20 protein-coding genes are annotated in these 24,879 nt (G+C 61.4%); 12 read left to right on the forward strand and 8 right to left on the reverse strand.

Features of this window, described 5'->3' with window-relative positions; translation table 11 throughout:
* Window positions 1–80: 80 nt before the first annotated feature.
* Window positions 81–1,043, reverse strand: coding sequence for an alpha/beta hydrolase (locus ACEN2T_RS04485; protein ID WP_032888038.1), 963 nt, complete (start codon window positions 1,041–1,043; stop codon window positions 81–83).
* 142 nt (window positions 1,044–1,185) lie between these two features.
* On the opposite strand from ACEN2T_RS04485, the gene aroC reads away from it, so the two are divergent.
* From aroC to ACEN2T_RS04505, 4 genes are all read left to right on the forward strand, one after another.
* Window positions 1,186–2,277: a chorismate synthase gene (aroC, locus tag ACEN2T_RS04490; RefSeq protein WP_032888040.1), complete on the forward strand. Its 1,092-nt coding sequence runs from the start codon at window positions 1,186–1,188 to the stop codon at window positions 2,275–2,277.
* Window positions 2,278–2,281: 4 nt separating this feature from the next.
* On the forward strand, window positions 2,282–3,448 hold the full coding sequence (locus tag ACEN2T_RS04495; protein ID WP_442116410.1) for an MFS transporter: 1,167 nt from the start codon (window positions 2,282–2,284) through the stop codon (window positions 3,446–3,448).
* On the forward strand, window positions 3,445–3,975 hold the full coding sequence (locus ACEN2T_RS04500) for a 1,2-dihydroxy-3-keto-5-methylthiopentene dioxygenase (RefSeq protein WP_442116363.1): 531 nt from the start codon (window positions 3,445–3,447) through the stop codon (window positions 3,973–3,975). Before ACEN2T_RS04495 ends, ACEN2T_RS04500 begins: the two co-directional genes overlap by 4 nt.
* Window positions 3,976–4,182: 207 nt before the next feature.
* Window positions 4,183–4,452 (forward strand): response regulator transcription factor, encoded by a 270-nt coding sequence (locus ACEN2T_RS04505; RefSeq protein WP_032888046.1) that lies wholly within the window; start codon window positions 4,183–4,185, stop codon window positions 4,450–4,452.
* Between the two features lie 60 nt (window positions 4,453–4,512).
* Here ACEN2T_RS04505 and ACEN2T_RS04510 read toward each other — a convergent pair whose 3' ends face one another.
* Window positions 4,513–4,791: a DUF3509 domain-containing protein gene (locus ACEN2T_RS04510; protein ID WP_032888048.1), complete on the reverse strand. Its 279-nt coding sequence runs from the start codon at window positions 4,789–4,791 to the stop codon at window positions 4,513–4,515.
* 395 nt (window positions 4,792–5,186) lie between these two features.
* Between ACEN2T_RS04510 and ACEN2T_RS04515 the strand changes: the two genes are divergently transcribed.
* The 5 genes from ACEN2T_RS04515 to ACEN2T_RS04535 all read left to right on the forward strand — a co-directional run bounded on the left by ACEN2T_RS04515 (window position 5,187) and on the right by ACEN2T_RS04535 (window position 10,881).
* Complete coding sequence (locus tag ACEN2T_RS04515) at window positions 5,187–7,013, forward strand: long-chain-acyl-CoA synthetase (protein WP_442116364.1); 1,827 nt, start codon at window positions 5,187–5,189, stop codon at window positions 7,011–7,013.
* Window positions 7,014–7,107: 94 nt separating this feature from the next.
* Window positions 7,108–7,623 carry an ankyrin repeat domain-containing protein gene (locus ACEN2T_RS04520; protein WP_032888051.1) on the forward strand — a complete coding sequence of 172 codons (516 nt, stop codon included), beginning with the start codon at window positions 7,108–7,110 and terminating at the stop codon, window positions 7,621–7,623.
* Window positions 7,624–7,664: 41 nt separating this feature from the next.
* Window positions 7,665–8,195, forward strand: a complete 531-nt coding sequence (locus ACEN2T_RS04525; RefSeq protein ID WP_032888053.1) for a hypothetical protein — start codon at window positions 7,665–7,667, stop codon at window positions 8,193–8,195.
* A gap of 67 nt (window positions 8,196–8,262) precedes the next feature.
* Window positions 8,263–8,454, forward strand: a complete 192-nt coding sequence (locus ACEN2T_RS04530; protein ID WP_003172956.1) for a PLDc N-terminal domain-containing protein — start codon at window positions 8,263–8,265, stop codon at window positions 8,452–8,454.
* A gap of 339 nt (window positions 8,455–8,793) precedes the next feature.
* Window positions 8,794–10,881 (forward strand): LTA synthase family protein, encoded by a 2,088-nt coding sequence (locus tag ACEN2T_RS04535; protein ID WP_032888055.1) that lies wholly within the window; start codon window positions 8,794–8,796, stop codon window positions 10,879–10,881.
* A gap of 52 nt (window positions 10,882–10,933) precedes the next feature.
* Here the strand turns inward: ACEN2T_RS04535 and ACEN2T_RS04540 are convergent, their stop codons facing one another.
* The gene (locus tag ACEN2T_RS04540) at window positions 10,934–11,086 is read right to left on the reverse strand and encodes a DUF3309 family protein (protein ID WP_015885095.1); all 153 of its coding nucleotides are present in this window, start codon (window positions 11,084–11,086) and stop codon (window positions 10,934–10,936) included.
* Window positions 11,087–11,416: 330 nt separating this feature from the next.
* On the opposite strand from ACEN2T_RS04540, the gene ACEN2T_RS04545 reads away from it, so the two are divergent.
* Window positions 11,417–12,232 (forward strand): SDR family oxidoreductase, encoded by an 816-nt coding sequence (locus tag ACEN2T_RS04545; RefSeq protein WP_032888057.1) that lies wholly within the window; start codon window positions 11,417–11,419, stop codon window positions 12,230–12,232.
* A gap of 127 nt (window positions 12,233–12,359) precedes the next feature.
* The gene (gene csrA / locus ACEN2T_RS04550; RefSeq protein ID WP_095185473.1) at window positions 12,360–12,557 is read left to right on the forward strand and encodes a carbon storage regulator CsrA; all 198 of its coding nucleotides are present in this window, start codon (window positions 12,360–12,362) and stop codon (window positions 12,555–12,557) included.
* A gap of 7 nt (window positions 12,558–12,564) precedes the next feature.
* On the opposite strand, the gene ACEN2T_RS04555 is transcribed toward csrA, so the two are convergent.
* The 4 genes from ACEN2T_RS04555 to ACEN2T_RS04570 form a co-directional block, all read right to left on the reverse strand.
* Window positions 12,565–12,792, reverse strand: a complete 228-nt coding sequence (locus tag ACEN2T_RS04555) for a YheU family protein (RefSeq protein WP_003192759.1) — start codon at window positions 12,790–12,792, stop codon at window positions 12,565–12,567.
* A gap of 66 nt (window positions 12,793–12,858) precedes the next feature.
* Window positions 12,859–14,052 carry an osmoprotectant NAGGN system M42 family peptidase gene (locus ACEN2T_RS04560; RefSeq protein WP_032888060.1) on the reverse strand — a complete coding sequence of 398 codons (1,194 nt, stop codon included), beginning with the start codon at window positions 14,050–14,052 and terminating at the stop codon, window positions 12,859–12,861.
* Between the two features lie 194 nt (window positions 14,053–14,246).
* Window positions 14,247–15,995 carry an N-acetylglutaminylglutamine synthetase gene (gene ngg, locus ACEN2T_RS04565; protein WP_032888062.1) on the reverse strand — a complete coding sequence of 583 codons (1,749 nt, stop codon included), beginning with the start codon at window positions 15,993–15,995 and terminating at the stop codon, window positions 14,247–14,249.
* A gap of 3 nt (window positions 15,996–15,998) precedes the next feature.
* Window positions 15,999–17,771 carry an N-acetylglutaminylglutamine amidotransferase gene (locus ACEN2T_RS04570; protein ID WP_032888064.1) on the reverse strand — a complete coding sequence of 591 codons (1,773 nt, stop codon included), beginning with the start codon at window positions 17,769–17,771 and terminating at the stop codon, window positions 15,999–16,001.
* A gap of 254 nt (window positions 17,772–18,025) precedes the next feature.
* Between ACEN2T_RS04570 and ACEN2T_RS04575 the strand changes: the two genes are divergently transcribed.
* The gene (locus ACEN2T_RS04575; RefSeq protein ID WP_442116365.1) at window positions 18,026–22,855 is read left to right on the forward strand and encodes an NEL-type E3 ubiquitin ligase domain-containing protein; all 4,830 of its coding nucleotides are present in this window, start codon (window positions 18,026–18,028) and stop codon (window positions 22,853–22,855) included.
* A gap of 9 nt (window positions 22,856–22,864) precedes the next feature.
* Here ACEN2T_RS04575 and mnmC read toward each other — a convergent pair whose 3' ends face one another.
* Entirely contained in the window at window positions 22,865–24,862 is a 1,998-nt protein-coding gene (mnmC, locus tag ACEN2T_RS04580) for a bifunctional tRNA (5-methylaminomethyl-2-thiouridine)(34)-methyltransferase MnmD/FAD-dependent 5-carboxymethylaminomethyl-2-thiouridine(34) oxidoreductase MnmC (protein WP_442116366.1), read from the reverse strand.
* Window positions 24,863–24,879 lie beyond the last annotated feature (17 nt).

Raw genomic sequence — 24,879 nt, forward strand, 5'->3', positions numbered from 1 at the left:
GCCCAGCCAGCCGACAGTCTTTTTGCTGTCGACTCTTGGCTTATCGGCCGTTTTTACGAGGACTGGAGGCAAATTGTCGCTTAACGGGGTTGAAGTCCGGCGATAAAGCGCACCACGCGGTTGCCCAGCTCTGCGGCGAGGGGTAATTGCGGGTCATTGTAGGAGGCCAATTGCTGCTTCACGTCATTGGGCACGATGCGCATGACGTGGTTCATGCCTTCGATCACCGTCAGCTCGGCATCGGGCTTGGCCCTTTTCAGTTGCTGGGCGTCACCGACACCGACCTGTATATCGTTGGTGCCCTGGACGATCAGTGCCGGCATGCGCAGTTTGGCAAAGGCCGCGGATGGATCGGCGCGGAACAGGCTGATCAGGTAAGGCTGCACACTGGGTCGGAAAATAGCCTCCAGCGGGCCAGGTACATCGGCATCCACCTGACCGGCCTTGAGGTGATCGAGGATTTCATTACTGCGCAGCAGCAGGGCAGGGGGCAAGTGATCGGCCAGTTGCTGGCGGATGACCTGGTCCACCGGACGAGCGCTACCTGACAGGGAGATCACACCGGCCGGGTCGAGTTGCGGGGCGGCGAGGGCGGCGACCAGCGCGCCTTCGCTGTGGCCCAGCACAATCAGCGGGCCCATGCGTTTGTCGGCCTTGAGCATGTTGCCCCAGGCCACTGCGTCGGCCACGTAGGCGTCGAGGGTCAGGTTACGCTCGTCAGGTGTGGCGGCGAGGCTTGCAGCCACACCGCGCTTGTCGTAGCGCACGCTGGCGATGTTGTGTCGTGCCAGCACCCACGCCAGGCGCTTGAGACTGTCGTTGCGCGCGCCGTCGGCACTGTTGCCGTTGCGGTCGGTGGGGCCGGAGCCCGCGATAATCAGCACCACGGGCACCGGATGGTCGGATTGGGGCAGCAGCAGCGAACCAAACAGCTCGCCGCTGCCGGTGTCCAGGCTGATGGGCCGTTGCAGTACGACGGGGGACGCGGCGTGGGCCACGGCGGTAAACAGGGTGAGGGTAAACAGCAAAACTCGCAGCATCATCGCGCCATCATTGGTGAAGTGTCGGTTGGACCTGTGCCGACCGGTAAGGTTTCGAGGATGAACTAGTCGGTTGGCCCGCGTATACTGGCGCGCTTGGTTATCACCCCCGAGTGATTACAACTGATTTCACGGAGCGCCCTGCATGTCCGGCAATACCTTCGGCAAGCTGTTCACTGTCACCACCGCAGGCGAAAGCCACGGCCCGGCGTTGGTCGCCATTGTCGACGGCTGCCCGCCCGGCCTGGAACTGTCCCTGGAGGACCTGCAGCGCGACCTCGACCGCCGCAAACCCGGCACCAGTCGTCACACCACCCAGCGCCAGGAGCCCGACGAAGTCGAGATCCTCTCCGGCGTCTTCGAAGGTCGTACCACCGGTTGCGCCATCGGCCTGCTGATCCGTAACACCGACCAGAAGTCCAAAGACTACTCGGCGATCAAGGACCTGTTCCGACCGGCCCACGCCGACTACACCTATCACCACAAATACGGCGAACGCGACTACCGTGGCGGTGGCCGCAGTTCCGCGCGCGAAACCGCCATGCGCGTGGCCGCTGGCGCCATCGCCAAGAAATACCTGGCCACCCAGGGCATCGTGATCCGTGGCTACATGAGCCAGTTGGGCCCGATTGAAATCCCGTTCAAGACCTGGGACAGCGTGGATGACAACGCTTTCTTCTGTCCTGACCCGGATAAAGTGCCGGAACTGGAAGCCTATATGGACCAGTTGCGCCGCGACCAGGACTCCGTCGGCGCCAAGATCACTGTGGTCGCCGAGGGCGTCAAGCCAGGCCTGGGCGAGCCGATCTTCGACCGTCTGGATGCAGAACTGGCCCACGCACTGATGAGCATCAACGCCGTAAAAGGCGTGGAAATCGGCGCAGGCTTCGCGTGTGTGTCCCAGCGCGGCACCGAGCACCGCGATGAGATGACCCCACAAGGTTTCCTCAGCAACAATGCCGGTGGCATCCTTGGGGGCATTTCTTCCGGTCAGCCAATCGTTGCGCACCTGGCGCTCAAGGCCACGTCGAGCATCACCACCCCGGGCCGCTCGATTGACGTCAACGGTAACCCGGTGGATGTGATCACCAAGGGCCGCCACGACCCGTGCGTTGGCATCCGGGCTACGCCCATTGCCGAGGCAATGATGGCCATCGTGTTAATGGACCACCTGCTGCGCAACCGTGGGCAAAATGCTGAGGTGCAGGTGAGCACTCCGGTACTGGGCCAGCTGTGACGGGCTGGTTGTGACAGCGCTCCCTTATTGGCGCCTCTCCAGCTTCTACCTGTTCTACTTCGCCCTGCTGGGGGCGACGGCGCCGTTCCTGGCGCTGTACTTCGATCACTTGGGCTTCTCCAGCGCGCGTATCGGCGAGCTGGTGGCCATACCCATGCTGATGCGCTGCGTGGCGCCCAACCTGTGGGGCTGGCTGGGCGACTACACCGGCCGCCGCCTGGCCATCGTGCGTTTTGGCGCAGTGTGCACCCTGGTCAGTTTTTCGCTGATTTTCGTCAGTAAGACCTACGCCTGGCTGGCTTTGGTGATGGCCCTTCATGCGTTCTTCTGGCACGCGGTGCTGCCGCAGTTTGAAGTGATCACGCTCGCGCATCTGCAAAAACAGACGTCACGCTACAGTCAGGTACGTTTGTGGGGCTCCATCGGCTTTATCCTCACCGTGGTGATCATGGGCCGGCTGTTCGACTGGCTGAGCCTGGATATCTACCCGGTGGTGGTCGTGGTGATCATGGCCGGGATTATTGGCGCCAGCCTGTGGGTGCCGAATGCGCAGCCTGCCAGCCAGGGTAATCGCCTTGCCGGTGAGGGTTTCCTCAAGCAACTGCGTAGCCCAGGCGTGTTGGCTTTTTACGCCTGTGTCGCGCTGATGCAGATGAGCCATGGGCCGTATTACACCTTTCTCACGCTCCACCTTGAGCACTTGGGCTACAGCCGTGGCGTGATCGGCATGCTGTGGGCCTTGGGAGTAGTGGCCGAAGTGCTGATGTTCCTGGCCATGAGCCGTATCCTCACGCGCTTCTCGGTACGTCGGGTGTTGATGGCCAGTTTCCTGTTGGCGGCGCTGCGCTGGTTACTGCTGGGCTCGTTTGCCGAATTTCTTTGGGTGCTGCTATTGGCGCAGGTCATGCACGCGGCTACCTTCGGCAGCTTTCATGCAGCGGCGATTGCCTTTGTGCAAAGCAGCTTCGGCGATAAACAACAAGGCCAGGGCCAGGCGCTGTACGCCGCTTTGGCCGGCACCGGCGGTGCGCTGGGCGCGCTGTATTCCGGTTATAGCTGGAACCTGTTGGGGCCGACCTTCACCTTTAGTATTGCCAGCGTCGCCGCCCTGGCCGCGGCCGTTATCATGGGTCTTCGATTGCACGAACAGAACCAAGGAACCCTTCAATGAGTTATGTCGCTGTCTACCACGTCGCTTCACCGGATACGCCGAACAAGGTCTTGACCCATGCCGAAGACATCGCTGCGACCCTGGCCGAGCACGGTGTGCGGTTCGAGCGCTGGCAGCCCAGCCCGATCGAGAAGGGCGCCAGCGAGGCTGAAATGATTGCCGCCTATCAGCCGCAGATCGACGCGCTGGGCGACGTCTCGGTGGCAGTATTCAGTGTCACAAGCGACCACCCGCAGAAGGACGAGCTGCGGGCTCGGTTCCTCTCTGAGCGCCGTTACAGCGAAGATGAAGTGCGTTTTTTCATCGCTGGCCAGGGCCTTTTCAGCCTGCACATAGGCGACTACGTATATGCCGTGCGCTGTGAGAAAAACGACCTGCTGGCGATCCCGGCCGGCATGGCGCACTGGTTTGATATGGGCGAGAACCCCCATTTGGTCACACTGCACTTAGCTAAAACGGTGCAAGGGGCGGTCCCGGCATTCACCGGCGATGATATTGCCAGGCGTTTCCCAGGTTTGGACGATTGAAACCAGGCAGCTGGAATGTTCAACCCCGCCAAGTTGGAAATTGTTGTGGGAAGAGGCTTAGTTGCTTGTAGGGCTTGGCTGTTTATCGCGGCCAATGCGCACTGAAACCATTCGTTATGTAACTCTTTGCGGCACCAGTTGTATCACCTGTCAATAGGAGGAATCCGAAGGGTGATAGGAGATCAGCCAAAAAGAAGGAGAAATGTAATGAATGGGCCAGAGGAGCCGTGTCCGCCACCGTATTTCGTGCCCAACGCGCTCAGGAGACGCCTGAGCTTGTCCGGCAAGCCGCTGACCCCTGCGGAATTGGAGATCTTACGCTGGGCTTCCGAGGGCAAGACGGTCTGGGAAATCAGTCAGATCCGTGCGACGTCCGAGGCTACCGTCAAATTTCACCTGCGCAATATCTACGGCAAATTGGAAGTCACCAACCGTGTACAGGCGATGAACGAGGCCGCGCGCCAAGGCCTGTGCTGACCTCAACGAAAAAGGGCCGCGACGCTCAACGGCGTCGCGGCCCTTTTTTATGTGCAGTACTTAAGCCGAATGGTAAGTCGGCAGGGCAAAGCGGTTCTGGCTTTGCAGCATCGAAATTTGCGGCAGGTCACTGGCTTGTTCGGCCAGGTCGCGGCGAATGGCACTGATCACCCAGGTAAGTTGGTCGGCAGTGTGCAACTGCTGGTAGGAGATCGAACGCTTGACCTGTTTGCCCTCACCATTGCGCAGTGTCAGCAGGATGCCGCCGTCTGGACGTGGCTGGGTGGTGACGTCGTAGTTGGAGAATACTGAAGCGAATTTATCTTGGATCAGGCTCATGTCTATCAGCTCCGTTGGCTCAATTTGGCAAGCATGGAGTGATAGGTGCAGTGATTGTGCCAGCTCCTGATTTATTAAAATATCCTTTTAAATCAATGGCTTATAAAAAATTGAGATTTTCAGATTCGTGCAAATTGCATGAAGGGCCATCATGCATCCTGCATTTTGCGTTACTTGGCGCGGCCGGATGGGCGTGCCGCTATCCATAAAGACTCCCTTTGCGGGGCTAAATTCCCTTTTTCAGTCGTCGTCTGTTGGGATACAAAACTTTTCAAATCCCGCGTGTACAGTCGAAGAAGGGCTGACGTATTTTCCTTCAATGCACTCGGCCTCCTTCTTACGGAGATATGGGTGCTTTTGGATCATACGAACAATAAGAAAAAGGATGTTCCACCATGAGCCACCCGCAGAACGACATGATCACCTGGGGCAAGCTGTTGCGTAAGGTGCCCTCCATTGTTCGTGCCCTGCCACGCGTCGTGCGTGGCATGCGTGCCGCCAATGTCACCGACCCCGCGCAGCCTTGCGGATTGGGCTGGCACTTTGAGCAAGCCACCCTGCGCAATCCGGATGGCAACGCTTTGTTGTATGGCGATCAGGTGCTCAGCTATACCGAAGCCAACCAGCGTGCCAACCGTATCGCCCATCACCTGCACGCCCAGGGCATCGGCAAGGGTGACGTGGTGGCTCTGTTTGTTGAAAATCGCCCCGAATTACTTTTGAACGTGCTTGCCGTGGCCAAGCTGGGTGGCATCTGCGCGATGCTCAACACTGCGCAAACCCAGGCGGCGCTGGTGCACAGCCTGAACCTGGTGAGCCCAGTGGCCATTATTGTCGGTGCGGAACTGGTGGCCTCCTATGAAACCGTGCGTGATCAGGTCGCGATCAAGGTTGATCGAACCTGGTTCGTCGCCGATCAGCAATCCACCGAGGTGCCCGACGGTTATATCGACCTGATGGCGGTCAGCGCCGAGTGCCCGCTGGAGAATCCGGCCAGCACCGCGCAGGTGTTCTTCAATGACCCGTGCTTCTATATCTACACCTCCGGCACCACCGGCCTGCCTAAGGCCGGGATCATGAAGCATGGCCGCTGGACCAAAACGGCCGTCAGCTTCGGCAGTATCGCCCTGGACATGGGGCCGGATGACGTCCTCTATTGCACCTTGCCGCTCTACCACGCCACCGGATTGTGCGTGTGCTGGGGCTCTGCAATTGTCGGCGCGTCAGGCTTTGCCATCCGCCGCAAGTTCAGCGCCAGCCAGTTCTGGGACGATGCGCGCAGATTCAAGGCAACCACCCTCGGTTATGTCGGCGAGTTGTGCCGTTACTTGCTCGACCAGCCGCCCAGTGAAAACGACTGTGATAACCGCGTCACCAAGATGGTCGGCAACGGCCTGCGCCCTGGCGTGTGGGCGCAGTTCAAGGCGCGCTACGGCGTTGAGCATATCTGCGAGCTGTACGCGGCCAGCGACGGCAATATCGGCTTTACCAACGTATTGAATTTCGACAACACCATCGGCTTTTGCCTGCAGCATTGGGCTCTGGTGGACTATGACCACGAAGGCGGCGAGCCGCTGCGCGGCAGCGATGGCTTTATGCGTAAGGTGCCCTCGGGCGGGCAGGGGCTGTTGCTGGCGAGGATCGATGAAAAATCGCCCTTCGACGGCTACACCGATCCGGAAAAAAATCGCCGGGTGGTGCTCACTGACGTGTTTGAAAAGGGCGATCGCTACTTCAATACTGGCGATTTGTTGCGCAGCATCGGCTTCGGCCATGCGCAATTTGTCGATCGCCTCGGGGACACTTACCGCTGGAAGGGTGAAAACGTCTCCACCACCGAGGTCGAGAATGTCCTGCTGCAACACCCCCAGATTGCCGAAGTGGTGGCGTATGGCGTTGAGATCGAGAACACCAACGGGCGCGCGGGCATGGTCGCCATCACCCCCAGCGAGTCCCTGGCCGCGCTGGACATGCGCGAGCTGCTGCAATTCGCCCACGGCCAGTTGCCAGCCTATGCGGTGCCATTGTTCCTGCGGATCAAGGTCAAGATGGAAACCACCGGTACCTTCAAGTACCAGAAGGTCAAGCTCAAGGAGGAGGCTTTCGATCCGGACAAGGCCGGCAATGACCCGGTGTATGCCTGGCTGCCGGGTTCGGACTGCTACGTGCCGGTCACCGGGCAATTACTCGCGCAGATCCAGGGCGGTCAGTTCCGCTATTGATTGTGGCTATGGGGGCTTTTGACAAAAAAGCCATGACAGGTGGGAACTCCCTCGCGACACTGGCGCCTATTCAGTACCAGATAAGGAGCCCCACATGTCCGACCAGCCTAAACAAATGACCGAAGACGAAGCCGCCGAATTTGCCGAGCAAGTCTTCGACGTGGCCCGCCGCGGCGACGCGGCCATGCTTGCCGCGCTGTTGGCCAAAGGCTTGCCGGCCAATTTCCGCAACCACAATGGCGACACCCTGCTGATGCTCTCGGCCTACCACGGCCACGCCGAGGCGGTGAAAGTGCTCCTGGAGTTCAAGGCCGATCCACTGATCGCGAACGACAAGAACCAACTGCCGATTGCCGGTGCAGCCTTCAAGGGCAACCTGCCGGTGGTCAAGGCGCTGATCGAGGGTGGGACGCCGGTAGAAGCCGCGTCCTCAGACGGTCGCACCGCGCTGATGATGGCGGCGATGTTCAACCGCGTTGACATGGTCGATTACCTGCTTGGTCAGGGCGCCAACCCCAAGGCCACAGATGCCCAGGGCGCGACGGCGCTGGCAGCGGCCCAGACCATGGGCGCGGTGGATACGGCGGCGCAGTTGCAGAAACTGGTGTAGGCTTTGCGCCCTCAAAAACCAGCCCGTTACAGGATCGCCCCATGAAAACCGCCCTCGTCGAACTTATCAGCAAAATCAGCGCCGGGGTCATGGGCGAGGACGAGGTCGCGCGCATCGCTGATGAGGCTGCCCAGGCCTACGCCGATCCTGCTGCATTTCTGGCAGCCAACCCAGACATCAACTACGACGACACCTTCCCGATTCCTTTGGGGGAGTGGGTGGTGGTCGGCAGCCTGCCAGAGACCGTGCTGTTCCAGGCCGACACCTATGGCGATCTGTTTGCGCAGATCGTCGCCTCGTTCGGTCCGGGTGTCGCGTTCAACCTCAAGCCCAAGCAACTGGCCAAGGCTGACGGCCTCACCGCGCTGAACCGCATTCAGATCCAGATGAGCGCCCTGAGCCCGGAGGATGGCGGCTATGTGCTGCTTGATTTCAGCCTGCCCTTGGATGACGAAATCCAGACCGTATTGGTGTTTGGCAACGATCTGCCTCGGGTGCTGGAGCTGTGCGCCGAAGTCGGCATCAAGGCGGAGCCGTCCCTGGAAGCGCTGAAGGTGGCGGTCCACGTCTGAAATAAAACGGAACCCCTGCCAGGGCTGACTATCCTACAAGTGCATGCCCTCACTTAGGAGCGACACCATGGGTTCCACATTTAATGGCTTGATTGGGCTGATCATCCTCGCGCTGGATATCTGGGCGATCATCAATGTGTTTAAAAGCGGCGCGAGCACTGGCGCCAAGGTGTTGTGGATCCTGTTGATCCTGCTGCTGCCGGTCCTGGGCCTGATCATCTGGGCGATTGCCGGGCCACGGGGTAACGTGCGGATTTGATCGCTTCACTCCGTCTGGAGTGGGCACAGTAAATGTGGGAGGGAGCTTCTCCCGATAGCGGTGTATCAGCCACTCATCTGGCACTGACACATCGCGATCGGGAGTCAGTCCCCTCCCACATTTCGTTTCAGGATGCCTGTGTGATTTTTGTATCGAAATATTCGCTGTACAGAATTTTCACAACCCATCCAAGACAATTCTCCGGCTTTTTCTGCCTGCTATTAAAGGCGGTGCAGCGGTGCACGTTCAGTAATTAATAGCCTTGCTGTGATTGATCGGGCACCATTCGCGCCACCGCGATATTTCGTCACTTAAACTTCCAATGGGTCCTGAAACGACATGGCAAACCCGGACGCCCTGAGTCAGCAGCGAGCTTCTAATCGCCTGCTGCAACCGACCGTCAAATCCCATCTGGCATACACGCTGCTCTGCGCACTGGTCATGATGGTGATGTTCTCCCTGCTGCGCCTGGCGCTGCTGGTGTACAACCGCGAGATGATCCTCGACACCCCGGCCTCGACCTTCCTGGAAGCGTTCGCCAACGGCCTGCGTTTTGACATACGCCTGGTGGTGTATCTGCTGATCCCGCTGCTGCTGGCACTGTTCAGCGTACGGGCCATGGCCGCGCGTGGGTTCTTCCGTTTCTGGCTGACCATTGCGTCCAGCATCGCCCTGTTCCTGGGCTTGATGGAGATGGACTTCTACCGCGAGTTCCACCAGCGCCTCAACGGCCTGGTTTTCCAGTACGTGAAGGAAGACCCGAAAACCGTGATGAGCATGCTCTGGTACGGTTTTCCGGTGGTGCGCTACCTGCTGGCCTGGGCCGTAGGCACGCTGATCCTGAGCATCGCCTTCAAAGGCGCTGATCGCGCGACGCGCCCACGCGGCCCATTCAGCGGTGGCAGTATCGGCACCCGCCAGGTCGCGCCGTGGTACAGCCGCATCGCGGTGTTCGTGGTCTGCCTGCTGATCGCTGTGGTTGCCGCCCGTGGCACTCTGCGTCAGGGCCCGCCGCTGCGCTGGGGCGACGTGTACACCACCGATTCGAACTTCGCCAACCAGTTGGGCCTCAATGGCACCTTGTCGCTGATCGCGGCGGCCAAGGCTCGGTTCGGTGAGGACCGCGCCAATATCTGGAAGGCCACTCTGGATCAGCCGTTGGCGACCCAGACCGTGCGCGACATGCTGGTATTGCCCCAAGAGAAACTGGTCGATACCGACACAGCCGCCGTGCGCCGTGACTACATGCCGCCGGCCGAGAAGACCCTGCCGATCAAGAACGTCGTGGTCATCCTGATGGAAAGCTTCGCCGGTCACTCGGTAGGCGCATTGGGCCGTCCGGGCAACATCACGCCGTCCTTCGACAAACTGTCCAAGGAAGGCCTGCTGTTCGACCGCTTCTTCTCCAACGGCACTCACACCCACCAGGGTATGTTCGCCACCATGGCCTGCTTCCCGAACCTGCCAGGCTTTGAATACCTGATGCAGACCCCGGAAGGCAGCCACAAGCTGTCGGGCCTGCCGCAGTTGCTCAGCGCGCGTCAGTTTGACGACGTGTATGTCTACAACGGCGACTTCGCCTGGGACAACCAGTCGGGCTTCTTCAGCAACCAGGGCATGACCAACTTCATTGGCCGCAACGACTTCGTCGACCCTGTGTTCTCTGATCCGACGTGGGGCGTGTCCGACCAGGACATGTTCAACCGTGGCCTGCAAGAGTTGAAAGCCCGCGAAGGCGGCAAGCCGTTCTACGCACTGCTGCAAACCCTGTCCAACCACACGCCGTACGCATTGCCGACGCCATTGCCCGTCGAGAAAGTCACTGACCGTGGCAGCCTCAACGAGCATTTGACGGCCATGCGTTACTCCGACTGGGCCCTGGGCCAGTTCTTTGAAAAGGCCCGCAAGGAGCCGTACTTCAAGGAAACCCTGTTTGTAATCGTGGGCGACCACGGCTTCGGCAACGAACAGCAGATCACCGAGATGGACTTGGGCCGCTTCAACGTGCCGATGCTGATGATTGCACCGGGCATGCAGGAGAAGTTCGGCGAGCGTGACCACACCGTGGGCACCCAGATCGACATCGTGCCGACCATTATGGGCCGCCTCGGTGGCGACACCCTGCACCAGTGCTGGGGTCGTGATCTGCTGAACCTGCCGGAAGGCGACAAAGGCTTTGGCGTGATCAAGCCTTCGGGCAGCGACCAGACCGTGGCCTTGGTCACCGCAGACCGCATCCTTGTTTTGCCCAAGGAGATGCCACCGAAGTTGTGGGAATACGAACTGGGCGCTAACCCGACCGGTAAGGTGATTCCTGAATCGCCGGACGAGGCCGCGTTGAAGCAGAAACTTGAGTCATTCCTGCAGACGGCCACCAAGAGCCTGTTGGATAACACCGCCGGCGTAGTTGACGGCAAGCCGGACTAATTAACCGGCAATAAAAAAGAGGCCTTTTAAGGCCTCTTTTTTTATGCGGTTTTTATATCCGGCCGAGCAACAACAACACCAGCAGGACAACCAGAACAACACCCAGGATACCCGACGGGCCATAGCCCCAGTTGCGGGAGTGCGGGAAGACTGGCAGACCGCCGACCAGCAGCAGGATCAGGATGATGATTAGAATGAGGCTCATGGTTTTATTTCCTTATAGGCCTTGTGCAAGGACTGATGATTTAACGTTACGACCGCAGGTTTAATTACGAACGCCTTAACAACTCCGACTCCTGCGCTTCGCATAAAATTCCGTGTTTTTTTAAAGCATTTTGCAAACACGCTTATTTCTTTTAATGCGCTCGCAGCTGCGTCGTACTAGTTGAAAAAGATTGAACTTAGGCGGTGCGCAGGCATCCGACCCGGCCCAAGGTTTGCCTGGGGCATTCATCAATCTGATGGTGCGTGGGTGCAGGAAAAACCTTCGCTACACTGCCGATCACTTCTTCTGTGAACCACAAGGCAGCTTCCTATGCAAAATCGCATGATGATCACTGGCGCCGGGTCCGGCCTGGGTCGTGAAATCGCTCTGCGCTGGGCCCGCGAGGGTTGGCAATTGGCCTTGTCGGATGTCAGCGAGCCAGGCTTGCAGGAAACCCTCAAGCTCGTGCGCGAGGCCGGGGGCGATGGCTTTACCCAACGTTGCGACGTGCGCGACTACAGCCAGCTCACCGCGTTTGCCCAGGCGTGCGAAGTGAAGCTGGGGGGCATCGATGTGATCGTCAATAACGCTGGCGTCGCCTCGGGTGGTTTCTTTGCCGAACTGTCCCTGGAGGATTGGGACTGGCAGATTGCGATCAATCTGATGGGCGTGGTCAAAGGCTGCAAAGCGTTCCTGCCGCTGCTGGAAAAGAGCAAGGGCCGCATCATCAACATCGCCTCTATGGCCGCGCTGATGCAAGGGCCGGCCATGAGCAACTACAACGTAGCCAAGGCCGGTGTGGTGGCGCTGTCGGAAAGCCTGCTGGTGGAGCTCAAGCAGCAGGAAGTCGGCGTGCATGTGGTATGCCCGTCGTTCTTCCAGACCAACCTGCTGGACTCGTTCCGTGGGCCGACGCCGGCGATGAAGGCCCAGGTGGGCAAGTTGTTGGAGAGTTCGCCGATCTCGGCGGCGGATATTGCCGATTACATCTATCAGCGTGTCGCCGAAGGGGAATTCATGATCTTGCCCCACGAGCAGGGCCGGATGGCCTGGGCGTTGAAGCAGAAGAATCCGCAATTGCTATACGACGAAATGACTACCATGGCCGACAAGATGCGCGCCAAGGCACAGGCTGTTAAAGGCTAATCAGGTGTTGGTCTGTCAGGCAAATTACCTACTGGTGTAGGTGTTGCCTGATTTAGCTGCGCGCCATTGTTGCATCAACCTTCTGCGCGCATGGTCGAGGTCCTGTCACTCCAAAAGGACAAACGCCATGCTGGTCTTAAGCCGCGCTGTAGGCGAAATCATCTCCATCGGTGATGAGATCACCGTGCGCATCCTGGAACTGAACGGCGACCAAGTGAAATTCGGCATTGCCGCACCAGCGGGGATCAATGTGCACCGCGCCGAGGTGCATCAGAAAATGCTCGAACGCCAAGCCACTCAACCCCAACCCGCCACCAACCCCTAGAACACCCTCAGTCGAACAGATGCTTGGGCACATCGTGCTTGAGCATCAACTGGCATTGCTCGCTTTCCGGGTCGAATACGATCAGGGCCTGGCCCTTGGTCAGCGCTTGGCGCACGCGCAGCACGCGGGTTTCCAGGGGCGTGTCGTCGCCATTGTCGGTGCCGTCGCGGGTCACGAAGTCTTCGATCAGGCGGGTCAGGGTGTCGACTTCAAGAGCGTCGTAGGGAATCAGCATACAAGCCTCAGATAGAGAATCCCGGCGATGCTACTGTGCCGGGACCTGGGTTGCCAGCAGTGGCTGTTACTCGCCTGAGGACTTGTTGCCCACCAGACTGTCCACCGACGGCACGCGCGTGTCGCTCTCCATCTGCGTTTCATGCTCGATTTGATGACTGAAGCGGTCCAGTGAACCCTGGGCCGGCTGCGCGTCGCTGGCAAAGACCGGCGGGCTGAGGATGTACGCGCCGAGCAAGCGGCTCAGCGCCGCCAGGCTGTCGATATGGGTGCGCTCGTAGCCGTGGGTCGCGTCGCAACCAAACGCCAGCAGCGCTGTACGGATATCGTGCCCGGCCGTCACCGCCGAGTGTGCATCGCTGAAGTAATAACGGAACAGATCGCGGCGCACTGGCAGGTCATTTTCCGATGCAAGGCGCAGCAGGTGACGGGACAGGTGGTAGTCGTACGGCCCGCCGGAATCCTGCATCGCCACACTCACCGCATGTTCGCTGGAGTGCTGGCCGGGGGCGACCGGGGCGATGTCGATGCCGACAAACTCACTCACATCCCACGGCAGGGCTGCCGCCGCACCGCTGCCGGTTTCTTCGGTGATGGTGAACAGCGGATGGCAGTCGATCAGCAACGGCTCGCCGCTGTCGACGATGGCCTTGAGCGCGGCGAGCAGGGCGGCGACGCCCGCCTTATCGTCCAGGTGGCGTGCGCTGATATGCCCGCTCTCTGTGAACTCGGGCAGCGGGTCAAAGGCGACGTAGTCACCGACGCTGATCCCCAGGGAGTCGCAGTCGGCGCGGGTTGCGCAGTAAGCGTCCAGGCGCAGCTCTACGTGGTCCCAGCTCACCGGCATTTCATCCACGGCGGTGTTGAACGCATGCCCGGAGGCCATCAGCGGCAACACGCTGCCGCGAATCACACCGTTGTCGGTGAACAGGCTGACGCGGCTGCCTTCGGCAAAACGGCTGGACCAGCAGCCTACTGGCGCCAGGGTCAGGCGGCCGTTGTCCTTGATCGCACGCACGGCGGCGCCAATGGTGTCCAAGTGCGCCGACACAGCACGGTCGGGGCTGTTTTTCTGGCCCTTGAGGGTTGCGCGGATGGTGCCGCGGCGGGTCATTTCAAACGGGATACCCAGCTCTTCGAGGCGCTCGGCGACGTAGCGCACGATGGTGTCGGTAAAGCCGGTAGGGCTGGGAATGGCGAGCATTTCCAACAGCACTTTTTGCAGGTAGTTGAGATCCGGTTCGGGGATGGTTCGGCTCATAAAGACTCCTGATGAAATAAGGGCAACCCGTGGGGCTGTAGTGGCGAGCGGGCTTTTGTGGTGAGCGGGCTTGACCTGCGCTGGGCTGCGAAGCAGCCCCTAGTCCAGGCAACGCGCGCTTCGAGTCAACACTCATTGGCAGGTTTTGGGGCTGGTTCGCAGCCCCGCGCGGGTCAAGCCCGCTCACCACAGGGTTATTGAGCCGTCGGCTGGCTATGGGGGAATAACAGGTCCACAAACTTCTCTGCCGTTGGTTGCGGTTCATGGTTGGCCAAGCCGGCCCGCTCGTTGGCTTCGATAAACACGTACTCAGGTTGATCGGCAGCGGGCACCATCAGGTCCAGACCGACCATGGGAATGTCGAGGGCACGGGCGGCGCGCACGGCGGCGTCGACCAGGGTCGGGTGCAGGATCGCGGTGACGTCTTCCAGGCAACCGCCGGTGTGCAGGTTGGCGGTGCGACGCACGGCGAGGGTCTGGCCACGGGGCAGGACACTGCTGTAGTCATAACCGGCGGCGTGCAGGGTGCGTTCGGTTTCCGCATCCAGCGGGATTTTGCTCTCGCCGTCGGTCGCCGCTTGACGTCGTCGGCTCTGCGCTTCAATCAGCGCGCCGATGGAGTGCTGGCCGTCACCCGTGACTTCAGCAGGGCGGCGGATAGCGGCGGCGACCACCTCGAAACCGATCACCAGGATGCGCAAATCCAACCCTTCATGAAAACTTTCCAGCAGCACGCGGCTGTCAAATTGGCGCGCAGCCTCAATGGCCTGCTGCACTTCTTCGATACTGTGCAGATCCACCGCCACGCCCTGGCCTTGCTCGCCATCCAGGGGCTTGACGACGATGCGCTGGTGTTCATCCAGGAATTCCAGATTGTCATCAGCACTGCCCGCCAATTGTTGCGACGGCAGCTTCAAACCGGCGGCTTTAAGCGCCTTGTGGGTCAGGCTCTTGTCCTGGCACAACGTCATGCTGATCGCGCTGGTCAGGTCGCTCAAAGACTCACGACAACGCACGCGCCGCCCGCCGTGGCTGAGGGTGAACAAACCGGCGTCGGCGTCATCCACCTGCACATCAATACCGCGCCGGTGTGCTTCTTCGACAATGATCCGCGCATAGGGATTGAACCCCGCCTGCGGGCCAGGGCCGAGGAACAGCGGCTGGTTGATGCCGTTCTTGCGTTTGATCGCAAAGGTGGTCAGCGCGCGGAACCCGAGCTTGGCATAGAGGCTCTTGGCCTGGCGGTTGTTGTGCAGCACCGACAGGTCGAGGTAGCTCAGGCCCCGGCTCATAAAGTGTTCCACCAAGTGGCGTACCAACACCTCGCCCACACCGGGGCGCGTGCACTGCGGGTCGACCGCCAGGCACCACAGGCTGCAGCCGTTTTCCGGGTCGTGAAAAGCCTTTTGATGGTTAAGGCCCATCACGCTGCCGATCACTGCGCCGCTGTCTTCGTCCTCGGCCAGCCAGTACACCGGGCCGCCTTGATGGCGCGGCGTCAGGCGCTCGGCGTCAACCGGCAACATGCCACGGCACTGGTACAACTGGTTGACCGCCAACCAGTCGGCCTCGGTCTGCACGCGGCGAATACGAAAGCCGCGAAACACCCGGGTGGCGGGGCGGTAGTCAGTGAACCACAGGCGCAAAGTGTCCGAGGGATCGAGGAACAACTGCTGCGGATCAATCCCGAGGATCTGCTGCGGCGCGGCCACATACAGCGCGATGTCGCGTTCGCCGGGTTGTTCGTTGAGCAGTTCCCCCGCCAGGCTCGCCGGGTCCGGAAACGTATGGCCGATCAATAGCCGGCCCCAGCCGCAATGCACGGCAATGGGCTCGGCGGCCAGCGGGCTGCCATCTTCGGCGAGTCGGGCTTGCAGGCGCTCGTAGGTTGGCGCCTGGCCCTTCAGCAAGCGTTGGCTGTAAGCCGCTGCATGGGGTTTCATCAATCAGATTCCTTGTTCGCTGAGCCACAGGTTCAGCGCTGCCAATTGCCACAGCTTGGAGCCGCGCAACGGGGTCAATTGGCCTTGGGGGTCGGTCAGCAAGCGGTCAAGCATGGCCGGGTTGAACAGGCCGCGATCCTGGCTCGGGTCCAGCAGCAATTCACGCACCCAGTTGAGAGTGTCGCCTTGCAGATGCTTGAGGCCGGGCACCGGGAAGTAACCTTTCTTGCGGTCGATGACTTCGCTCGGGATCACCCGGCGTGCCGCCTCTTTGAGCACTTGCTTGCCGCCGTCGGGCAACTTGAACTTGCCCGGGACGCGTGCCGACAGTTCCACCAGGCGGTAATCCAAGAACGGCGTGCGTGCTTCGAGGCCCCAGGCCATGGTCATGTTATCGACGCGTTTGACCGGGTCGTCCACCAGCATCACCGTGCTGTCCAGGCGCAAAGCCTTGTCCACTGCCGCATCGGCGCCGGGCATGGCGAAATGTTCGCGTACGAAGTCGCCGGCGGCGTCGTTGGCGGTCAGCCATTTGGGCGCGACGGTGGCGGCATAGTCGTCGTAGCTGCGGTCGAAGAACGCCTCGCGGTAGGCGGCATACGGGTCGCTGGCGCCGTCGACGTGCGGGTACCAGTGGTAACCGGCGAACAGTTCGTCGGCGCCCTGGCCGCTCTGCACCACTTTGCAATGCTTGGCCACTTCCCGCGACAGCAGGTAGAAGGCGATACAGTCGTGGCTGACCATCGGTTCACTCATGGCGCGGAAGGCGGCCGGGAGTTGATCGATGATCTCGCTTTCGGCGATGCGCAATTGGTGATGACGGGTGCCGTAGTGCTTGGCGATCAGGTCGGAGTATTGGAACTCGTTGCCTGCCTCGCCACCGGCGTCTTCAAAACCGATGGAGAAGGTGGACAGATCCTGCACGCCGACTTCGCGCAGCAGGCCAACGAGCATGCTTGAATCCACACCGCCGGAGAGCAATACGCCGACATCCACGGCAGCACGTTGACGGATCGCCACGGCTTCGCGGGTGCTGTCGAGTACGCGGTCGGTCCAGTCTTCCAGCGTGAGGTTTTTCTCGTCCTCATGGGGACCGTATGGCAACGTCCACCAGGTTTTCTGTTCGGTGTTGCCATTGGCGTCGATGCGCATCCAGCTCGCTGGCGGCAGTTTTTCGATGCCTGCCAGCAAGGTGCGCGGCGCCGGCACCACGGCGTGGAAGTTCAGGTAGTGATTGAGCGCTACCGGATCGAGGATCGGGTTGATATCGCCGCCCTTGAGCAGCGCCGGCAATGCCGAGGCAAAGCGCAGGCGCTGACCGGTGCGCGACAGGTACAGGGGTTTTACGCCGAGACGGTCACGGGCGATGAACAGGCGCTGGGCGTCGCGTTCCCAGATGGCGAAGGCGAACATGCCATTGAGCTTGGGCAACAGCGCTTCGCCCCAGGCGTGGTAACCCTTGAGCAGCACTTCGGTGTCACCACCGGAATAGAAGGCGTAGCCAAGGGCTTCCAGCTCTTCACGCAATTCCGGAAAGTTATAAATCGCGCCGTTGAACGCCAGGGACAGGCCCAATTGGGCGTCGACCATCGGTTGGGCGGAGCCGTCCGACAGGTCCATGATTTTCAGGCGTCGATGGCCCAGGGCAATCGGCCCTTGGGCATGGAAGCCCCACGCGTCAGGGCCGCGTGGCGCCAAGTGATGGGTGATTCGCTCCACCGCTGCCAGGTCGGCAGGTTGGTGATCGAAACGTAACTCGCCAGCTAATCCGCACATAAATTCCTTACCGGTTTTTCCGTTGGGGAGAGAAAAGGTCACCGCGCACAAATGGCGGGTACCCAGAAACTGACCGGGGTGCATCGGCGGAGTTTTAGATCAATCTGTTATAAGGCAAAAGGCCGTAGGTCGCGCATCAGCCAGGCGCCTACGCAAAACCGCAGCGCAGCAAGCGGGGTTTTTATACCGCTTTTGTCCAACATCGCCGGTTTAGTGTCGGCAGTCCTCATTCGCTACCTCAAGGACGCTTGCCGATGACACACCCCCAAACCCTGGCTCAAGCCACCGAGCCTTTGACCCAGGATCAATTGCTGGGCGCACTCCTGGATCTGAGCGGCGACCTGGACAAGGCCCAGGTGCTGCACGACACCCTGCCGACCTGGATGCTCAAGACCTCGCCGGAATTGCTCAGCGCCATCGACGAAAGCTACAGCCAAGGCCGCCGTGCCCGTGAACGCGCGGCCCGGCTACTGAAGAAACTGACGCCGCTCGATGCCTTTTGCAGGGAGCGGCTCAAGACCTTTCTGGCCGGCGAGGGCTTCAGCTATCTGGACGTCGAGTACGACCTGCTGGAAATCCCCCGGCGCACGATCAGCGGCGTCAGCCCTGATCTGGGCGGTTTGGTGATCAGCACCGCGCACGTTGAGCGACACAGTCTGTTGCAGGCGGCGATGCAGAATTTCCCGCAGGAACGCGCCGAACCCGATGGGCTGCCACGCACTGCGCAGATTCGGTTCGGGCCCCGGCGCCAGGTGCTGAAGGGCCTCAAGGCCCATGAGTTTGCCGGTTACTGCCGCGAACTCGACCTGGGCGGGGCCTATCAGGCTTACCTGCGCAATGTGTTCAATCTGCCGCAGCCGGATGAGGGCGTGGTGGCGCTTGGACGCGGCTACAACCCGGCGGTCGAGGACATCGGCCAATCCCGTTGCAGTGACATGAACGTCGACCTGCACATCGCCTGTGCCAAAGGTGACATCAGCGAGTCGACCTACCGCCTGCTGTTGCAGGTGATCAGCAGCGCCAGGCCGGCCAGCGAGCTCAGCCATTTATTGTTCGATGGGCGCCCGCTGGTATGGCACGGCCTGAACATTCGCAATGCGTGCATCTGGAACGCGCTGGTGTTTCGCGGCGATTCGCCCGGCAACGCACTCGTGGGTCCGGTGGTGGTGTATATGCCCAACGAACCGGTGCGGCCCGTGTTCGAATACCCGACGTGGCAGGACTTCACCACCTACCTGACCCTGAAACTGCAAGTGACGAGCTATCGCAACAGCTTTACGCGCTACTTGGACGAGTCGGAGCGCTTCAGTTTTTTCGAGCAGTTTGATCGCAATAAATCCCTGGAGCCGATGGCGCTCTTGCCAGCCACCGGCAACCTGACCGAGTTCTTTTTCAACAGCTGCGTCGGCAAGCTGCAACTGGATGCAGTCGTACTGGCGGTGCCGGTCGCGCAGGTCGACGAGGACGCGCGCCAACAGCGTCTACAGAATTATCTGGATGCCGGTTTGACCTTGCTTAACCTCGCCGGGCTGGTGGTGCCGGTGCTGGGGCAACTGATGATGGGGGTGGCGGTGGGGCAGTTGCTGGGCGAGGTGTTCGAGGGCGTCGAGGACTGGTCGCACCATGACAACGCCCAGGCCCTTGAGCACCTGATCAACGTCGCGCAGAACATTGCCTCCATGGCGCTGTTTGCCGCGGGAGCCAAGGTGGTGGGCGCGGCTCGGCGCGCACTGAAAAACTCCCCGGAGTTTTTTGACCAGATGGAAGCCGTCAAGCTCGCGGACGACCGCGTGCGCCTGTGGCGCAACAACAAGACGCCATACCGTCAGTCGCTGGAGCTCAAAGGCGTTCCGGCGAATGCCAAAGGTGTGTATCAGGCCTATGGCCAATCCTTTGTGAAGGTCGACGGCGGGTTCTATTCCGTTGCCTACGATGACCAGTTTGGTGCCTGGCGCGCCCGGCATCCGAAGCGTGCCGATGCCTATCGACCCTTGCTGCGGCATAACCACCAAGGCGGTTGGCAGTTCACGTTTGAGCACGCGCAGCCGTGGGACGATCCCGACTATATTTTGCAGCGCCTCGACCCAAGTCTTGAGGCGCTGCCGACTGGGCACTTGCAAGACATCACGGCCATTACTGACACCCGGCTTGCGCACTTGCAGCAACTGGTCCGGCAAAACCGCACACTGTCGGAGCGTTTTCGTGACTGCGTGGTGCGCTTCCGGCAGAACCAGAAAGTCCGCGATCTGCGCTGGCAGATGGAGCACGATGCGCCGCTCGACCGCGCTACCGCCCAAGCGCAGTTACTGGCTCTACCGCTCATGAAGGGCTGGCCCCAGGGGCGGTTTTTCGAGGTGCTGGACAAGGACGGCAACCTGATCGAGCGCTACCCCGACACGGCGCCGTTCGACTACGAAGACATGAGTATTCACATTACCGAGCAACAGATGAGGGCCGGCGAAATAATGTCGACGGCGCTGGCCGCGTTCGACAAGGACGACAAGGCGTTTCTGTTGGGTGGCGCGGTAGAGGCTGGCGCAGAGCAGGACGTGATGAAGCAGCGCTTGTTGGCGGCCCTCGCTTACAGCCACCGCCACATTTACGAAGCGCTGTACCAGTATGGCGAGGTCATCGATCAGACCGATCATGGTTTGCTCAAGGGCCATTTCCCCCAGCTGCCACGGCGCTTGGCGTGGGAAATCATGGACCAGGCCTCGGCGGCCGATCGCTTGCATCTGCGCCAGACCGGGCGGGTGCCGCTGCGAGTGGCCCAGCAGGCGCGCCAGACACTGGACACGCTGACCGAAGATCAGGCGTTGTTGGGCTTGTATCTGCCCGAGCTCGCCAACGAAGCGACGCTGCGCGTGGTCTTCGGCCTGGTCCCGAGCCTGGAACGCTGGCCGGCGACGCTGCGCCTGCAACTGCGCGACGCCAGCCTGGTGGGGCGGCCGCTGGCCGAGGCGGGAAGTGATGCCGCCGAGACTCGGCGCACGCTGGTCAAGGTCGGTGAAAACTACCGCGCATTTGATTCTCAGGGTGCGCCGCTGGGTCCCATGAGTCAGGGCCGCGAAGGTCTTTACCACGCCATTTGCGATGCCGTGCCTGCCCGCGACTTGTTGGATATGGATGTGCAGACCCCCAGCCAGTTGCGTTTTCGCGTGATTGCCCAAGCGCAGAAGGCGCGCAAGCCGGTCACGCGGCTTGTCTGGCCCGAGCGGGCAGTGCCCAGCGAGCTGCCGGCGTCCTGCGTCCAGGCCCTAGGGACGGAGCCGCCTGAATTTCCCTCCGCTCTAGTGCGCCGGGTCCGCAGGCTCTACCCGTTGTTCGACGATTCGCGCATCGCGACATTCCTGCAAGGGCTGGGCACTGATCACCTGTCCCGCGCCCAGGCGGTCAAAGCCTTGGAAGTGCAATTTGAACACCTGCATCGCACCTTGAAAGTCTGGGCCAGTGAGCGGGTCGAATCGACTTCGGCGTACACCTCGGCGGACTATCGTCTCAGTCGTCTGCAAGCCTTGCAGGCGATTGAGCGCAGCTGGCAGTACGCTTCAATGTTGCCCGAAGGCGTCATTGGCGTGCGGGTGCCCGGCCTGATGCTCGATGGCATGGCATTGGGCACGTTGCCTACCTTGCCGCCCGGGGCCAACTTTGATCATGTCCAGTGGGTGTCGTTGAACCACATGGAGCTGGGCGACGAGGTGGCGTATTTCCTCAAGCACTTCAAGCAGGCTCGAACTGTGGAACTCACCGGCAACCAAATCACGCGCTTGCCCGAAGTGCTGTCGCACATGCCCCAACTCCAGGTGTTGTACCTGGATAACAACCGCCTGCAATTGACCGAACATACCCACGCCAAACTCGGCAACCTCAAGAACCTCAGGCTGCTCAATCTGAACAACAACCCTCTGGTGGACCCGCCGCCGATTAACCGGATGTTAGAGCTGCGCACCCTCGCGCTGCGCAATTGCCGGTTGAAGGAGATGCCGGGCGGGCTGCTGGGGATTCCCTACCTGGAACATGTCGATCTGCGTGAGAACGATATAGTGGCGTTGCCCGACTGGCTGTTCACTGCCCCTCGGAGGGTGGGCGAAGTCATTAACCTGCGACACAACCCCCTGGGCCAGCGCAGCCGTGAACTGCTGCTCAAGTATCGCAACAGTGTCGGCGTTGGCATGGGCTACCTGGAAGACGACATCACCCGCCTCAACGAGCAGAAAGCCCGCGAATTGTGGCTGAACGAGCGCTTGCCGCGCGATTCGCGCAGCATCTCCACCTGGCAGGGCCTCAGGGATGAACCGCGTTCGGATGGCCTGTTCAAGCTGCTCTCGGAGCTGGGTGGCACGGCCGACTCCATGAATGTGCGTGAAGACATGACGCGCAGGGTCTGGCGCGTGCTGCAGGCCGCCGGTGACGACACGCGCTTGCGCGCGGAGATCTTCGAGCGCGCCGCCACCCCATTGAATTGCGACGACGCCGCCGCGGTGAGTTTCAGCGACCTGGAAGTGATCGTGGAAATCCACGAGGCCTCGCAACAGGTGGAAAACGGCATCCTCGATTCCAAATGGCTGTTGCGCCTGGGCCGTGGCCTGTTTCGGCTGGACCGCCTTGAACGCATGGCCCGCGTGCACAGTGCGCAGCACCCCGGCACGGACCCGCTGGAAGTCAGCCTCGCGTACCGGACCGGGCTGGTTGATCGGTTTTATTTGCCGGGGCAACCGCGCCATATGCGGTTTTCGCGCCTGGCCGGGGTCACGCCACAGGCATTGAACTCGGCGGAGGTGCAGGTCAAGGCCGACGAACTGTCGCCTGAACTGCTGAGCTTTCTGATGGATCTGCCGTTCTGGGTGCGTTACCTCAAACGCTCTTTCGAGCACGCGTTCGAAAGCATGAACGAGCCGTTCGACCAGCGCATGCTCGACGTGTTTGAGCGCAGCACCAGCCTGGCCGACGGCGAGTACCGCGACCGCATGGACGAAATCCTGCGCGAGCAGCAACAAGCCGAAAGGACCGAACTGGAGCGCCTGACCCGCGAGGCGCTGCAATCGGAGGACGCGAGCCCGGTGTGCACGCTGGCGCCGCTGTAGCGGCGGCGATCAGCGCGCGGGCGTGTTCACGTTGCTGCGCACCAGCGCGCGCACCGCGAAGCGATTGGGGTGACACGCCTCGGCCACGCTGCGCGGCAGTGGCAGCGGTTCGTCGTGCAGCCAGGCGGCGAGCAGCTCGCCGCATAACGGTGCGGTGATCAACCCGCGCGAACCGTGGCCGCTGTTGACGTACAGGCCGTCGAGCCACGGGCACGGCGCCTGCGGCACGTGGCGGGCGTCCTTGCGCAGCGCGGCGTAGGTGTCGGCGAACGTCGCGCTGTCTGCCAGCGGGCCGACAATCGGCAGGTAGTCGGGGCTGGTGCAGCGGAAGGCGGCGCGACCCTCAAGGTCCTCGGCCGGGAGGGCGTCGGCGTGCAGGCGTTGTACCAGGTCTGGGGAGATCTCGTGCAGCAGCGCCAGGTTGCCCGCGTGCTCGGCGGCGGTGGGCGTGAGGTCCTGGCTTTTGAAATCAAAGCTGGCGCCCAGGGTATGTTCGCCCAGGCGAGCCGGTGCCACGTAGCCTTCGGCGCACACCACGCTGCTCAGCGCTGCGCTGGCGGCGGTTTGCGGCAGGCGCGTGATCTGCCCGCGGATGCGTTTGAGTGGCAGCTCCGCACAGGCGGCAAACCGCGTGACATCGGCGGCGCCCGCCAGCACCACCACCGGCGCGCTGGCCAGCAGGGTTTCACCGTCCCAGGCCTGCCAGTGGTCGTCGACTTTGCGCAGTTGCAGTACGTCACGATGGGTCAGCAACTCAACACCCGGTTGTGTGGCTTGCCACTGGCACAGTGCGGGCGGATGCACCCAGCCACCTTCAGGGAAAAACAGCCCGCCGGTTTGCAACGCGATGCCGGCCCGGACCTGGGCCTGATCCTTGTCCAGCAGATGCAGCAGGTCCGGAGCAAACGCCTGCGCCAATTGCGCCTGACGTTCGGCTTCCTTGGCATTGAAGGCCAGTTGCAGCACGCCGCAGCCGTCCCAATCCACCCCGCGTTGCAGCTGCTCCAACAGGCGCCGGGTGTGGCCGAAGCCGCTGACGATCATCTGCGACAACGCTGTGCCGTGGGCCGAGAGTTTGAGGTACAGCACGCCTTGCGGGTTGCCCGATGCCTCTTCGGCCAAGCCGGCGTGGCGTTCCAGCAGGCTGACCTGCCAGCCGCGCGCCGCCAGGCTGGCCGCGCTGGCGCAACCGGCGAGGCCGCCGCCGATCACCAGGGCGCGGCGCTCGCCGTTAAATGCAGGTGGTCGCGCGAACCAGGGTTTGATGGCAGCCGGCGCGGGTGTCTCCGCTGGCCAGCCAAGGAACTCGCCGCGCAGGATTTCCCACTTGTGGCCAATCCCCGGCGTGCGCTTCATCTTGAACCCGGCAGCGTTGATCAGGCGCCGCACCCAGCCGGTGCTGGTGAAGGTGCTGATGGTCGAGCCCGGCGCGGCCAGGCGTGCCAGCTCGGCAAACAGCTCGGCGGTCCACATGTCGGGGTTTTTCGCCGGGGCGAAACCGTCGAGAAACCACGCGTCGATCTGCGCATCCAGTTGCGGTAGCTGCTCCAGAGCATCACCGATCAACAGGGTCAGGGTGACGCGGCCATTGTCCAGCACCAGACGCTGGAAGCCCTGGTGGATGGCGACATACTGCGCCAGCAACTGCTCGGCCCAGGGCTTGAGTTCTGGCCACAGGGCCAGAGCACGTTGCAGGTCGGCGTGGCTCAGGGGGTACTTATCCACGCTGACAAAGTGCAGGCGGGCGCCGGGCACGGCGTGCTGATCAAACAACTGCCAGGCACACAGGAAATTCAACCCGGTACCAAAGCCGGTCTCGCCAATCACCAATCGTCCGCCCACGGGAAGCGCGGCAAAGCGCTGTTGCAGGTGGTTCTGTTCAAGGAACACATAACGGGTTTCGTCCAGGCCCGACTGATCGGAGAAGTACACGTCGTCGAAGACCCGCGAACGCGGGCGTCCCTGGTCGTCCCAGTCAAGTTGGGCATGTGGCGATACGGGGTTCATGGGCAACTCGGCAAAGG

It is taken from the genome of Pseudomonas sp. W22_MBD1_FP4, assembly GCF_052113765.1.
Classification (GTDB): Bacteria; Pseudomonadota; Gammaproteobacteria; order Pseudomonadales; family Pseudomonadaceae; genus Aquipseudomonas; species Aquipseudomonas sivasensis.

Coding starts and splice junctions, on each gene's coding strand:
- ACEN2T_RS04560 (WP_032888060.1), bottom strand. CDS start 14,052: ATGAGCCGAACCATCCCCGAACCGGATCTCAACTACCTGCAAAAAGTG.
- ngg (WP_032888062.1), bottom strand. CDS start 15,995: ATGAAACCCCATGCAGCGGCTTACAGCCAACGCTTGCTGAAGGGCCAG.
- ACEN2T_RS04570 (WP_032888064.1), bottom strand. CDS start 17,771: ATGTGCGGATTAGCTGGCGAGTTACGTTTCGATCACCAACCTGCCGAC.
- csrA (WP_095185473.1), top strand. CDS start 12,360: ATGCTGGTCTTAAGCCGCGCTGTAGGCGAAATCATCTCCATCGGTGAT.
- mnmC (WP_442116366.1), bottom strand. CDS start 24,862: ATGAACCCCGTATCGCCACATGCCCAACTTGACTGGGACGACCAGGGA.
- ACEN2T_RS04505 (WP_032888046.1), top strand. CDS start 4,183: ATGAATGGGCCAGAGGAGCCGTGTCCGCCACCGTATTTCGTGCCCAAC.
- ACEN2T_RS04555 (WP_003192759.1), bottom strand. CDS start 12,792: ATGCTGATTCCCTACGACGCTCTTGAAGTCGACACCCTGACCCGCCTG.
- aroC (WP_032888040.1), top strand. CDS start 1,186: ATGTCCGGCAATACCTTCGGCAAGCTGTTCACTGTCACCACCGCAGGC.
- ACEN2T_RS04500 (WP_442116363.1), top strand. CDS start 3,445: ATGAGTTATGTCGCTGTCTACCACGTCGCTTCACCGGATACGCCGAAC.
- ACEN2T_RS04485 (WP_032888038.1), bottom strand. CDS start 1,043: ATGATGCTGCGAGTTTTGCTGTTTACCCTCACCCTGTTTACCGCCGTG.
- ACEN2T_RS04520 (WP_032888051.1), top strand. CDS start 7,108: ATGTCCGACCAGCCTAAACAAATGACCGAAGACGAAGCCGCCGAATTT.
- ACEN2T_RS04525 (WP_032888053.1), top strand. CDS start 7,665: ATGAAAACCGCCCTCGTCGAACTTATCAGCAAAATCAGCGCCGGGGTC.
- ACEN2T_RS04510 (WP_032888048.1), bottom strand. CDS start 4,791: ATGAGCCTGATCCAAGATAAATTCGCTTCAGTATTCTCCAACTACGAC.
- ACEN2T_RS04515 (WP_442116364.1), top strand. CDS start 5,187: ATGAGCCACCCGCAGAACGACATGATCACCTGGGGCAAGCTGTTGCGT.
- ACEN2T_RS04535 (WP_032888055.1), top strand. CDS start 8,794: ATGGCAAACCCGGACGCCCTGAGTCAGCAGCGAGCTTCTAATCGCCTG.
- ACEN2T_RS04545 (WP_032888057.1), top strand. CDS start 11,417: ATGCAAAATCGCATGATGATCACTGGCGCCGGGTCCGGCCTGGGTCGT.
- ACEN2T_RS04530 (WP_003172956.1), top strand. CDS start 8,263: ATGGGTTCCACATTTAATGGCTTGATTGGGCTGATCATCCTCGCGCTG.
- ACEN2T_RS04540 (WP_015885095.1), bottom strand. CDS start 11,086: ATGAGCCTCATTCTAATCATCATCCTGATCCTGCTGCTGGTCGGCGGT.
- ACEN2T_RS04575 (WP_442116365.1), top strand. CDS start 18,026: ATGACACACCCCCAAACCCTGGCTCAAGCCACCGAGCCTTTGACCCAG.